The organism is Trinickia sp. Z7 (assembly GCF_056498045.1).
This window is the reverse complement of sequence record NZ_JAUEQW010000001.1, coordinates 462,235-474,602: the sequence shown is the minus strand read 5'-3', so window position 1 is coordinate 474,602 and position 12,368 is coordinate 462,235. Positions and strand designations below refer to the sequence as shown.

Genomic DNA, 12,368 nt, shown 5'->3' with positions numbered 1-12,368 from the left:
ACGCGGTACGGCAATGCGCTCGCTCGCGGTGCGTCGGCAAAGCGACGTGCCGCGAGTCCGAATCGTTTTGCAGACGGCCCCCACCCGGGCGCGGTGGAGAGCGAGCCGCTTGGTTCGATCAGCCCTGCCGGTTCCCCAGGAATCCCTCGACGAGTGATCCGATCCCTCCCGCGCCTTGAATCGAACTGAGCACGTGGGCCACGTCGATCTGCCCTGACGGCGGCGCTTCCCCGTCCGGCGTCGCGTGATTCAGCACGTGCGGCAGTATCTGCGCGAGCAACGCCGATGCTTGTTCGGGCGGCACGCCCACCTTGCTTGCCAGTTCGCTCAATGCATCGGGGCCGACCACGTTCTGCAGCGTTTCGGGCGAAACCGATTGGTTCGGCCCCGCCCCGATCCACGACTGAACGATGTCGCCCACGCCATGCTCGTGGAATTTCTGCACGAGACCGTTGAGCCCGCCGGGTTGATTGTTGACGAACTCCATCACGGCGGTGAGCACGTTCTGGTGCGGCTGACCGTCGGCGTTCGTTTGGCCGAGCGCAGAGCCGATCATATCGAGTAGACCCATGTCGTCGATGCTCCTAAAAAGACGCTGGCGCCCCGCGGCTTGGGGCGCCCAACGGTATGCCTAACGGAACGCCTCGCGCGACGCACGCGAGGCGGGGTGGGGGCGCGCCTAGCGCCCAGATGCCATTCGTTCAGGCGCCAGATGCAGCGGAAGCAGCTTTCGCCTTGTCTTTCTTCTTCTTCGATTTCGATTCGTGCGCACCGGATTGCGGCATCGATGCGCTGCTCGAAGCGGGTGCGGCTGCCGCGCGCTTGCCCGCTTTTGCTGATGGTTGCTCGGCCGATGGCGCCGGCGTTGTCGTTGCCGTTGTCGTTTTCGAGGGCGCCGGCGTTGCCGTTGCCGAAGGCGCCGTCTTGGCGCTCGTTCCAGCCGGCGGCGCTGACGAGCCGTTGATCGTCAGCCCCTGCGCTTCGAGCTTCGCGACCGATTTCGGTCCTAATCCTTTGACTCGATTGGCCAAATCGTCTGCATCCTTGAACGGCCCCTTGGCGCGTTCGTCGATGATGGCCTTCGATTTGACCGGGCCGAGGCCTTTGAGCGCCTCTAGCGTGGCCTGATCCGCCTGGTTGACCTCAACCGATGCGGCGAGGGCGGTCGACATCGAAACGATCAGTGCGGCGAGCAGCAACAGCAGCTTCTTGAGCATGGCGAGACTCCCGTTCGACGAGCATATCGATGCAGCGATGGTCGCGCCGCCACCTCAAATGCGGGCACGATGTCTTCTTCCCAATCCGATCAACAACTTACCTCGCTAATCTGCAGCTTGTCCACAGCATTGCCAACAGAATGTGGGGATAACTCGTCCGTCGCACCGCGCGTCGCGCGCAGGCAGCAACATGTGCTCACTATGTGGGTGGCGCGCCGCTCGGCGTGTGCGCTACCGCACATGCCGGGCCATGCGCACGCGACATTCTCGCTACGGCTCGATGTCCGCCTGATGACCGCTCAATGCATCGCGCATCACCTTTCCGGCTGCTTCGATGTGTTCCTTCGTCAGCCGCTTCGCAAGGCGTTTGTCCTTAGCCGCGACCGCTTCGAGGATCTGCAGGTGCTCGGCGAACGACGTGGCTTGCCATGACGCGAGCTGCCAGACGAGCCGCAAATAGCGATCGGCTTTCTGCCACAGCGTTTCGAGCACGTCCATCACATGCTGCTTGCCCGAGGGGGCGTAAATCGCACGGTGAAACGCCCAGTTGTCCTTGGACCATTGGTCGATGTCCCGCGCCGTGCGATCGAGTTCGAGGATCGCGCGCGCCGCGGCGGCGTCTTGCGCCGTGAATGCGTCGATGGCCGAATCCAGTGCAAGCAGCTCGAGCGCGACGCGCATCGCTTGCAATTGCTCGGCTTCGTCGCGCGTCATGGCCGAAACGAATGCACCCCGATTGGGAATGATCGTGACGAACCCGAGCGCCTCGAGCTGTGCAAACGCTTCGCGCACGGGGATGTGGCTGGTGCCGTACTCCTGCGCGATTTTGTCCTGCCGCAGTTGCGCACCGGGGGCCAATTCCCCGCGCAGGATGCGAGCGCGCAGCCGCTCGGCTAGCGACTCCGAAAAAAACTTTGCAGTCGGCGACTTCTTCATTTTAATATATTAAAACACGATCGAAACGGAGGAGGTGCGCATGACGGTCTCTCGTTTGAAGGACATTCCGGGAATCGGCGTCGACAAGATGGGGGATGCCGCCGATGCCCAACGCAACCGCGACATTTTACGGCTCGAGAATCTCGATACCGACCTGCGGCCGCCGGCCGAGGCGATTGCGCGCACGCACGCAGCGATCGGCGACGACGATGCCAACAGCTACTTGCCGTTCACGGGACAGACGGCCTTGCGCGAGGCGGTCGTTGCGCGCATGCGGCGATCGACCGGCAGCGACTTCGATCCGCACACGGAGTGCATCGTGTCGGCCGGCGGTCTTGCCGGCATCCTCAACGTCTTGCTGTCGATCCTCGAGCCCGGCGACGAAGTCGTGCTCACCGATCCCACCTACGCCGGGCTGATCAATCGCGTGCGGCTGGCGGGCGGCGTACCCAAGTTTGCTCGGTTGGCGCCCGGTGCGCACGGATGGCGCCTCGATCTCGACTCGCTTGCCTCCGCGGTCGGTCCGCGCACGAGAGCGTTGCTCGTGATGTCGCCCTCGATGCCAAGCGGCTTCGTCGCGAATGCGCAGGAGTGGGACGCGATCGCCTCACACTGCCGTAGCGCGAACGCTTGGCTCGTCTATGACGCTGCGATGGAGCGCATCGTTTTCGACGGCCATCCCGTCATTCACCCTGCTGCATTGGCGGACATGCGCGAACGGACGATTACGGTGGGGTCGGTGTCCAAGGAATTGCGGATGATCGGGTGGCGCGTGGGATGGATCGTCGGCCCCGCACCGATCATGGCCGACGTTCGCTTGACGAGCCTTTCGAACGTCGTCTGTCAGGTCGGCATCGGTATGCCCGGTGCAACTGCGGCGCTCACTTGCGGCGACGACGGGGTTGCGCAAGCCGTCGCACAATGGCAGGCGCGGCGAGATGTCTTGCTGGGGCAATTGAGCGATCTGCCCGTGATTCGCCCGGATGGCGGCTGGTCGCTCCTGATCGACACGGAGCAACTGGGATTGAAGTCCGATGAGGCATCGCGCCTGTTGCTCGCGAAAGCGGACGTCGCGGCGACGCCAATGCAAGGGTGGGGCCCGCAAGCGGGACGATATTTGCGCTTCGTCTTCGCCAACGAACCCGTGCAGAGACTGGCCGACATTCGGACGCGGGTGCGCCACGCGTGGGGCATATAAGGCGACGCAGCCGCGAGCGGTGCGCAAACATCGCGAACGGCGCGGCACGATCCCTGCTGCTGGCTCCAAAAAACCAGACGTAATGCACGGATCCTCCCATGAACGACAAGACCCAACCGTCCCGCGCGCTGGCGCGTCTGTCCACCGCGCTGGCGCTCGCATGCGCTGCATTCGCGGCGGCACCGGCATGCGCGGCCGTTTCGCTGTCCGAGTCCGGTTACGGTACGACGCGTGCCGGCCAAGCGGTGCGGCAATACGCTTTTACCAATCGCTATGGCGTGACGCTGAAAATCATTACTTACGGCGGCATCGTGACGGAACTCGATATGCCGGACCGGCGGGGGCAGGTCGAGAACATCGTGCTCGGTTTCTCGTCGCTGCGCGACTACGAGCGCTACAACGGCAACATACATTTCGGCGCGTTGATCGGCCGCTATGCGAATCGGATCGCCGACGGGCGCTTCACGCTCGATGGCCGCGAGTACCGTTTGCCGGTCAACGACCCGCCCAATACCTTGCACGGAGGGCCCGACAGCTTCGATGCGAAAGTTTGGACTGCGGTCCGTACGTTCGAAGAGCCGACGGAGGCGGGGGTGCAACTGCGCTATGTGAGTCCCGATGGCGAGAACGGTTTTCCGGGGAAATTGACCGTCGATGTGACGTACACCCTGACGGACGATGACGAAGTGCGCATCGATTATCAAGCGACGACGGATAAGAGCACCGTCGTCAATTTGACCAATCATAGCTACTTCAACCTTGCGGGCGAGGCAAGCGGCAGCGTCGAGCGGCAGATGATCGAGATCGCCGCGTCGCGTTATACGCCCACCGACCGCCATGCCATTCCCACCGGCGCGATCAGCGATGTGGCCGGCACGCCGATGGATTTGCGCGGATTGGCGCCGATCGGCGCGCACCTGAGAGACGATTTCCCGCAAATCCTCTGGGCGCACGGTTACGACCAAAATTGGGTGCTCGACAATGGTGGCCGCGACACGCCCGAGTTCGCCGCCCGCGCCTACGATCCCGATTCGGGACGCACGCTCGATGTGTATACGACGCAGCCGGGGTTGCAGTTCTATACGTCGAATGGGTTCGACGGCAGCATAGTGGGGCGCTCGGGTCTCGCCTATCGGCAGACCGATGGCTTCGCGCTCGAAGCCGAGCATTTCCCCGACTCGCCCAATCATCCGCAATTCCCCACGACGCAGCTCAAGCCAGGACAGACCTTGCATGAAACGACGTTATGGCGGCTCGGGGTGCGCTAGCCCCGTGCCCGTGGCGGTCGGTCGGGAAACTGACGAGCGCCCGCCGCGGCATGGCACGGATGCGGGCTCTCGCTGCGTAACCTCTAAGGACTCCTAATCGTTTCGCCAGCGCGGGCTATCCACGCGGCGGGCGCCACGGCCGTTGCCCGTTCTGGGGCGCGACGCTCGCTGCATGGGGCGCTTCCTGCCCCGTGCGAATCAGCAACCGCGCTCGGATCCAATCTCGCAGCGGCACCACGCAGCGTTCTTGAAAGTACACCGCTGCGACGGCGGTTCCGATCAAGTAGAGCGGGTAAGTCGCCATGCTCGGTTCGATGTGTTTCGAGGCGGCCACGCAGGCGCCGAAATGCAGTGCGCAGCGCCAGGGCGATTCGCCCATCGACGCGAGCTTGAGCAGTTTCATCGAGACCAGAAAGATCGGTCCATGAATCGCGAACAGCGCTAGCGCCGCGTTGCCGAGTCGCGACGACAATCGCGCGAAGCGATGCGGGACCGTCACGCTGGCGCACAGGACGACGAGCACGATTTCAGCCGGTGTCAGCGCGCCGTTATGCACGACGTATTTGGCGTACTCCGGCCCCACGGCGACCCATTGCGCTGCCGCGACGAAAGAAAGCACGATGAACACCGCGAGCCAGACACGCACCATCGGGCTGCGCGTCATCCAATCGAAACGATGCTCGCGGAAAAGGCGGTACGTCAGAATGCCGAGAAAGAACTCGGGCAACCGGATCATCGGGTTGTGCAGGATCGTGCCGACGCCGGCCGGACCATACCAATGCATCGCGGCGGCGCAGACGGGCGGTGCGAGGTAGAGAAGCCACAAGGCGAAGGCCAGCGCGCCCGGCCGCTTCGCCGCGAGCAATTTAGGCGCGGCCACCGGGAAGGTGATGTAGAAGAAGAGCAGGGCGGAAAGCGACCACGAGGGGGGATTGATCGACGAATAAAGCGGATTCCACGCTTGGATCAACAACACGTTCGCGAGCCAATTGACGGCGGCCGCTACGGGGGGCAGCAATTGCGCCGAAACGTTGCTTTCGTCCAGCGACAGCAAATAGAACGCGTTGAGCGCTCGCGTGCCCGAGAGGGAAACGAACAAGAGCAAGCAGAACGCGATGAGGTGAATGGCGTACAGGTTGGACAGCCGCTTCACGAAAAACGCGTACCTGCCCCCGCGCAATGCCACGCTCCCACCGAAGTAGACGTGGGTGAGGATGAACCCGGAAAGCAGGAAGAACGAGCTCGTCGCGAATCCGCCAAGATCGGCGAGCGCGATGAAGCGCAACTGCCCGCTTTGGGGGTACTGATGGATCGAATGAAACACCATCAAATAGCAGGCCAATGCAAATCTAAGCAGGTCGAGCGCATCGAACTTTTTGTTCATGTATGTCCCCTTCCATGCCGATCGAAGAGCGGTTCGATGCCGATATGAATCGGCGCGATAGCGCCCCGTCCATGCCTGGTGCTCGTCGGTAGACGAACAATAGCCGCGCGCTAGCGTGCCGGCGGTTGCGAGGACCGAAAACGACGAGGAATTGACGCACCCGGTCGTCCCGCTAGCTAGCGGATTGTGTGCCCGGTCGCGCGCGGCATGAGCAGCAGGCAGAAAAAAATACCGCCATGCCTACGAGAAAAAACTGAAATCGATTCGAACTCTTTCTGCCGCTCCATGGTCAGAGTGCGCGACCTCGCAAGGGTCGTACCTAACTCATCTATTACTCGCCATGGAGGCGCTTTGTGATCATCAAGAGACGTCGATTCCTGGGCCAAGTGGCCGCCCTCGCGGGCGGCCACGTACTCGTTGCATTGGGTGGCGCTGGAGCAGACGAAGCTATCGCCGCGAGCGATACCGGAAGTACCACGACCACGGTTTCGGCAAATACTGCTGTTTCCACGGATGGAACGGTCATTCCTTCCGCCGCGGCGATCGTCGATCGACTGCACAATGTATGGACCGTCAAGAGCGGATTCGTCTACAAAAACGGCGTGCGCGACAAGGACTCTTACAACGTGAGTCTGTTGCTTTGGTACGGCGGCATGATTTATCAGCGCGGCACGGGCGGTCAGTTTTACGTCATGACCTGGGCCAACCGCTGGTTGCCCTGCACGGACCCGCGCGTGCCGATGTCGGTGCCGACCGGTGCGTTCTACGGGATCAACGGTCACCACGACTATCCGTTCACGCCGCAGCAAATCATTTCGACGCTGCAAGCGCTCGGTTGCACGAGCTACCGGGTCGGCTGCATCGCGACCGATGCGCAACTGAAGCCGATGATCGCGCTAGCCGATGCGTTCCGTCCTGTCGGCTTTACGCTGCTGCCGCTTTTGAACTACGGTTTGCGCGACGGCAACGGCAATCTGTACGCTAGCGAGCGCGACGCGTACCTCGCCAATCGCGCCGGTGCGGCCGCGGTCGCGCGAGCTCTGGGGCCGCATGGCATCACGATGTACGAGTGCGGAAACGAGCTCACGCGCGATCGGGCGATCATTCTCGACTCGAGGCAGGCGGGCACGGGGCCTCACGATTTCAACAACCAGAATTGGCCCATTCTGCGCGGCGCGATTCAAGGGATGATCGACGGCGTCAAATCCGTTCAGCCCACTGCGAAGTGCGCGGTGAATTTCACCGTGGCCGACATCGGCGCTTCGGATTTGCTGTGGGACGGCGAGCAGCCGGACGGCTCGGGCGGCTATCGGAAGATGCGCTGGGACATTACGACCTGGCACAACTACCAACCTTACGGCGATATCTTCCAGATCGGGATCGATGGCGCGGGTCCGGGCTTCAACCTGCCGGCCTATTGCAAGGCGCGCTATGGCGTGCCGTTCATGATTACCGAGTGGAACGCGGCGCCGGAGGTAGACGAGCAGTTCCGCGCCAACTATGTACAACAAAAGTTGCAGCGCTTCTATGCAGCGCGCAAGAACGAAGGTATTCAGGCGGTGATGTACTACGACTTGATCAGCGGCGACCAGACGTTCGGCATCGTGATGAACGACTTGGCCCCGATACAGCCCACGCATACGGCATACAGCGCGTTTACCGCATCGAATGCCGACCAGTAGCGGTAGTAGCCGGTTGCGCGGCGGCTCAGGCTAGCGGCTCGGAATCTTCGCACTCGGAATGAAAAAGGTCGGTGATGCCTTCGAGCGACATCGGCCTGCCCGTCAGGTAGCCCTGGACGATATCGCAGCCTGCGTCGCTAAGCCATGCCAGTTGCGCTGGCTCTTCGACGCCCTCGGCAACGACGGCAATCCCGAAGCTGTGCGCCATCGAAATGATGGCCGTCACGATCGGCTGTCCGTCTCGCGGTAATGGATTGACGAACGCGCGATCGATCTTCAGGTTGTTGACGGGAAACGCCTGCAAGTACGACAGAGATGAGTAGCCCGTCCCGAAATCGTCGAGGGACAAGCGAATACCGGCTGCGCGCAGTTGGCGCATCGCTTCCACGCCGGCGGTCATGTTCGCCATCAGTTGGCTCTCCGTGAGCTCGAGCTCGAGCAAATGCGGGGAAAGGCCACTTTCGGCAAGCACCGCCTTAACGTCCTCGCTAAATTGCGGTTGCCGCAATTGACGTGCCGAAACGTTCACGGCCACGTGAACGCCCACGCTGTGCTCCGCGTTCCAGCGTGCCGCATCGCGGCAGGCGCGGCGCAGGACCCAATACCCCAACGCCACGATGAGGTCGCTGTCCTCCGCCACCGGGACGAACTCGGTCGGCGCGATCTCGCCATCGACGGGATGCACCCAACGAACGAGCGCCTCGGCGCCGACCAAGCGCCCTGTGCGGCATTCGAACTGCGGTTGGTACACCAGATGCAGAGCATCGGTTTCGATCGCCTTGCGCAATTGCGCGTCGACCCGCGCCCGCCTGCGCGCTTCGACGGTCATGCTGGGATGAAATTCGACGGCCGCATTCTTGCCGACCCCTTTGGCCGCATAGAGCGCGATATCCGCGCTGCTGACGAGCCCGGCGACATCCGCGGCGTCATCGGGAAATACGCTCACGCCCAAGCTCGCGCTCGCCATGATGCTCGCGCGCGGCAAATCGAACGGGCGCGCGAGGGCGCGCGCGATGCGCTCGGCCGTGCGAATGCCTTCGGACTTCTCCTTTGCGATCGCAACCAGCACGGCGAATTCGTCGCCGCCGAGGCGGCTCACGAGATCGGCGAGACGTACGCTCTGGCGCAGCGCGATAGCGACGTGTTTGAGCAGTTCGTCGCCTGCGCCATGTCCGAGCGTATCGTTGACCGTTTTGAAATCGTCGAGATCGATGAGAATCAACGCCGCGCGCGAGCACGCGTCGGCGCCTCGCTGCAGCCGTTGCTCCAATTGCTCGTAGAACGCACGCCGGTTCGGCAACCCCGTCAGCGGATCGGTCGAGGCCAAATATTCGAGCTTCTTTTCCGCTTGCGCGATGCGCGCGCTCATCCGTGTGGTCACGACGAATGCGATCCAGAGTGCGCACAACGAGGCGCCGAGGATGAACGCCGCATAGTGCAGCAACTCGTCGAGCATTTTCTCCGTGGTGGCGACGACGACGACCGAGCCGAGCGGCTTGCCGTTTTGCGCGATCGACGCGGCAACGAACACGTCTTCGAATGAAAAACGGTGCTTGGCCGGCCTGACGTGGTCGGGACTCGCCTCGGCCAGTTCTCGTCCGGAAACGCCGGGCCGCGCGTAGGCAGCGAAGCGCTTGCCGCCCGCTGTATAAATCGCGGCGCTCTCGACGTAGGGCACTTTGCGCAGAGAATGCAACACCTCTTGCGCCGATCGCACGTCTTCGAACATGAGCGCAGCCGAAACGTTGTCCGCGATCATGTCGGCCTGCACGTTGGCGTCGGCGGTGAGAGCCGAGCGCAGGGACAACGCTTGATAAAGCAGTAAGACCAAGCCGGAGATGAAAAGGGCGACGCCGAACCCCGCGAGCTTGATGCGCGCCATCTCCTTCATGGGGCTCGGCCCCGCATGTCCGCTGCGCTTCATGTGACGTTCCTAGCCAAGCGGAGCAATTTCGAGCTGAGTGCGAGGCGGCGGCGCGCCGCCTCCTTGTTGTCGATGTCGAAGCGAAGCCGCTCGCCGTCGCGAACCAAGGTGACGATGGACGGCCCATCGCCGACGTCGGCCTCCGCCGCCCGTATCACGAGGATCGGCACGTCGCGTGCGCTGGCCGACTTGCTCGCGGCGCTGGAGGCGGCGTCCTCGACGATCAATACGTTGCACGCGGCGATCGCCGCACCGTCCGGCACCGGTTGGACGTGCCAGGTCCTGCCCGACACCGTGCGCCCGTCGAGCTTGGTTATGGCCGCGCCCAGTTCCGTGCGCGGATTGACGCAGACGGCGAGCGGACCGCTCGCGTGCGCCGGCGGCCATTGGGTGAATTCGGTGAAGTTGAAGACGTAAGCGGCCTCGAGCGAGTAGAGGTCGACTTGGGCGTGCGCCAGCGTCCACACGCAGGCGGTCGCAAGCGAGACGCAGGCCATCGTGAGGCTCGGGAGCGATCTAGCGGCGCGCATGTCAGAAACCGTAGACGAGCTTGAGCACGAAGGTCCGGCTTTGCTGCGCGATGACGTTCTGCGTGAAGTTGGGGCCGGCTGGATCCGCGTACCGCTTGTCGGTGACGTTATAAACCGAGAAGGACACGTCCGCGTGCGGCACTAGGCGCGCGCTACCGATCGTTACGTTGCCGAGGCAGTAGCCGGCGGCCGAGCCTGCCTGCGCGAGCCGCGCCGATGCGCACCGCATTTCGGCGCCCAAACGGGCCGCATGATGAAAGAGAGGCACGGTGACATTGAGCTTGGCCAGATTGCGCGGTGAGTTTTGCAGCACGGCGCCGGTATCGCCGTTGCGCGCGAGCTGCCAGGCATAGCTCGCGCGGATCGTGGCCAACGAGGCGATGTGTTGCTCGTAGGCGAGCTCGATGCCGTTCGCGCGCGCCCTGTCCGTATTCTCGAACACAAAGACGCCCGACGGATCGAGGGTCTCCGTAATGAGGTCGCGCACTTCGTAATGGAACAACGAAACGGTGGCATGGGCATTCTCGCCGAGCGCGCGGTCGTAAACGAGTTCGGTTGTCGTGATGTGCTCGGCTTTGAGCGAGGGGTTGCCTTGCTGCCCGCCCGGGCCGGCAATCGTGTAATAGAGTTCGTACGCGTTCGGCGCGCGATAGGCTCGTCCGTAGATGATCTTGAACGTATCGACGTCCGTCGGCCTGTAGTTCAGCGCAAGCCGCGGGCTCACGTTCGTTCCCGCGATCGTTTCGTGATCCACGCGCAATCCCGCGTTCAACGTCATGCGCCAAGGCAGCTTGATCTCATCTTCCGCATACACGCCGATCGAGTTGCTGCTGCGTCGATCGTCGAGCACGAGCTGATAGGGATCGGTGTTGTAGTTGAACTGATCGCGGCTCGCGTCGCGCATCGCGCTCACGCCCATGACGAACTTGTTGCGAGGGACGGAGGAAATGGTGGCATGCACATCCGCGCCGTACCAGATCGCCTTGTCGCCGTCGCGATTGGCGAGCGCCGGTGCGCCGTACAACGCGAGGTTCGAGTAGTCGTATCGCTCCCAATAGAGTTCCGTTGCGATGTCGACCCCATGCGCGACGCTGTGGCTGTAGGTCGCGTCGATGAAACTATGTGTATCGGTGGTGCTTTGCGGCGCATTGAAGACGGCGTCGTAGGGCGCGGGCGGCATGCCCTTGGTGCGGTTGCCGTAACCGGCGCTGATCCTGAAGCCCGCGTAGGCGAACTTCGCGAACAAGTATTGGGCGCGGTCGTAGTCGAGTCCTTGCGCAACGCCGTGGTTCTGGTTGGGCGTATCGAACTCGGGGTAGTAGAGGTCTTGGCCGCTGCGATCGAAAGACGTCGCGGATAGGACCAGATCGGCACCATGCTCGCCGTGCCAGCCGTAGGTTGCGCGTGCGCGCTTTTCGCCGAAGCTGCCGACCGAGGCTGCGGCTTGCGCGCCGTGAATATCGCTGCCTTTCTTCGTGACGACGTTGATCACGCCGAAGAATGCGTTCGACCCATAGATGGCCGAGCCGGGGCCGGGCACGTATTCGATGCGCTCGACCAAATCCATGTCGAGCGGAAAGTCGTCGCCGATGGGCGCCTGATCGTACACCGAGTCGTTCACGCGCATGCCGTCGATCAACAGCAGGAAGCGGCTGTTGTAATCGCCCGGGCGCTGAAAGCCGCGCGCACCCAGGTACGAATAGGTCCTGTCGTAGGTGGTGTAGACGCCCGGCAGCGAACCGAGCGCGTCCGCGAGCGTGCGCCAACCGAAGGCCCGGATGTCTTTGGCCGTCAGCACGACAACGGCGGCGGGGGCCTCGGCCACGGATTGGTTGAATAGCGAAGCGGTCTTGACTTTCACCTGCATCAACGTTTCCAGCGGCAGCGAGGCGAGGTCGACCGGCGAAGTGGGCACGGCGGCGCGAGCATCTTCGGCGCGAACGTTTCCCGTCGCGGCTAGAATCGCAGCTACGAACGCCAGGCGGCACAGCGGGTGCGGGACTCGCCCGCGAATGAATCGGTCCGTAAGCATGAGGCAGGAGTGAGACGGCGACCCATCATCTGTTGTGAGCCTGCCTTTTTAACGGCCTCGAAATGTAAAGCTTGAGGGGCGCTCGCCCCAGCTTGACGCACGCTCCGCACTGTTCTAGGGATAGCGCGGCGATTCACCGCGCATGGGTTCGCGCGCCGTTCGTCGACGGCCGCTGGCGCAACGTATTCTTGTGCGAA

The 12,368-nt window shown here is 63.0% G+C and carries 10 protein-coding genes; 3 read left to right on the top strand and 7 right to left on the bottom strand.

The window, feature by feature from the left end; all coding sequences use genetic code 11:
* Window positions 1-118: 118 nt before the first annotated feature.
* The 3 genes from QQS38_RS02120 to QQS38_RS02110 form a co-directional block, all read right to left on the bottom strand.
* The gene (locus QQS38_RS02120; RefSeq protein ID WP_479643711.1) at window positions 119-571 is read right to left on the bottom strand and encodes a YidB family protein; all 453 of its coding nucleotides are present in this window, start codon (window positions 569-571) and stop codon (window positions 119-121) included.
* A gap of 130 nt (window positions 572-701) precedes the next feature.
* Window positions 702-1,217, bottom strand: a complete 516-nt coding sequence (locus QQS38_RS02115) for a ComEA family DNA-binding protein (protein WP_479643710.1) — start codon at window positions 1,215-1,217, stop codon at window positions 702-704.
* Between the two features lie 270 nt (window positions 1,218-1,487).
* Complete coding sequence (locus QQS38_RS02110; protein ID WP_479643709.1) at window positions 1,488-2,153, bottom strand: GntR family transcriptional regulator; 666 nt, start codon at window positions 2,151-2,153, stop codon at window positions 1,488-1,490.
* Between the two features lie 40 nt (window positions 2,154-2,193).
* On the opposite strand from QQS38_RS02110, the gene QQS38_RS02105 reads away from it, so the two are divergent.
* A complete protein-coding gene (locus QQS38_RS02105) occupies window positions 2,194-3,351 on the top strand; it encodes a pyridoxal phosphate-dependent aminotransferase (protein ID WP_479643708.1) in 1,158 nt (385 codons plus the stop codon).
* 98 nt (window positions 3,352-3,449) lie between these two features.
* Entirely contained in the window at window positions 3,450-4,619 is a 1,170-nt protein-coding gene (locus tag QQS38_RS02100) for an aldose epimerase family protein (protein ID WP_479643707.1), read from the top strand.
* A 115-nt stretch (window positions 4,620-4,734) separates the two neighbouring features.
* Here the strand turns inward: QQS38_RS02100 and QQS38_RS02095 are convergent, their stop codons facing one another.
* The gene (locus QQS38_RS02095; RefSeq protein ID WP_479643706.1) at window positions 4,735-6,003 is read right to left on the bottom strand and encodes an acyltransferase family protein; all 1,269 of its coding nucleotides are present in this window, start codon (window positions 6,001-6,003) and stop codon (window positions 4,735-4,737) included.
* Window positions 6,004-6,359: 356 nt separating this feature from the next.
* On the opposite strand from QQS38_RS02095, the gene QQS38_RS02090 reads away from it, so the two are divergent.
* Complete coding sequence (locus QQS38_RS02090; protein ID WP_479644079.1) at window positions 6,360-7,685, top strand: hypothetical protein; 1,326 nt, start codon at window positions 6,360-6,362, stop codon at window positions 7,683-7,685.
* A gap of 25 nt (window positions 7,686-7,710) precedes the next feature.
* Here QQS38_RS02090 and QQS38_RS02085 read toward each other — a convergent pair whose 3' ends face one another.
* From QQS38_RS02085 to QQS38_RS02075, 3 genes are read right to left on the bottom strand one after another with little or no spacing between them, the layout of a single operon-like run.
* Entirely contained in the window at window positions 7,711-9,609 is a 1,899-nt protein-coding gene (locus QQS38_RS02085; protein ID WP_479643705.1) for a putative bifunctional diguanylate cyclase/phosphodiesterase, read from the bottom strand.
* Window positions 9,606-10,106, bottom strand: a complete 501-nt coding sequence (locus QQS38_RS02080; protein ID WP_479643704.1) for a YfiR family protein — start codon at window positions 10,104-10,106, stop codon at window positions 9,606-9,608. The genes QQS38_RS02085 and QQS38_RS02080 overlap by 4 nt, the downstream gene beginning before the upstream one ends.
* Window positions 10,107-10,140: 34 nt before the next feature.
* Complete coding sequence (locus tag QQS38_RS02075) at window positions 10,141-12,054, bottom strand: TonB-dependent receptor plug domain-containing protein (protein ID WP_479643703.1); 1,914 nt, start codon at window positions 12,052-12,054, stop codon at window positions 10,141-10,143.
* Window positions 12,055-12,368: the final 314 nt, after the last annotated feature.

Excerpts from the sequence above, each read along its gene's own strand:
- QQS38_RS02120 (WP_479643711.1), bottom strand. The coding sequence starts at position 571 with ATGGGTCTACTCGATATGATCGGCTCTGCGCTCGGCCAAACGAACGCC.
- QQS38_RS02115 (WP_479643710.1), bottom strand. The coding sequence starts at position 1,217 with ATGCTCAAGAAGCTGCTGTTGCTGCTCGCCGCACTGATCGTTTCGATG.
- QQS38_RS02110 (WP_479643709.1), bottom strand. The coding sequence starts at position 2,153 with ATGAAGAAGTCGCCGACTGCAAAGTTTTTTTCGGAGTCGCTAGCCGAG.
- QQS38_RS02105 (WP_479643708.1), top strand. The coding sequence starts at position 2,194 with ATGACGGTCTCTCGTTTGAAGGACATTCCGGGAATCGGCGTCGACAAG.
- QQS38_RS02100 (WP_479643707.1), top strand. The coding sequence starts at position 3,450 with ATGAACGACAAGACCCAACCGTCCCGCGCGCTGGCGCGTCTGTCCACC.
- QQS38_RS02095 (WP_479643706.1), bottom strand. The coding sequence starts at position 6,003 with ATGAACAAAAAGTTCGATGCGCTCGACCTGCTTAGATTTGCATTGGCC.
- QQS38_RS02085 (WP_479643705.1), bottom strand. The coding sequence starts at position 9,609 with ATGAAGCGCAGCGGACATGCGGGGCCGAGCCCCATGAAGGAGATGGCG.
- QQS38_RS02080 (WP_479643704.1), bottom strand. The coding sequence starts at position 10,106 with ATGGCCTGCGTCTCGCTTGCGACCGCCTGCGTGTGGACGCTGGCGCAC.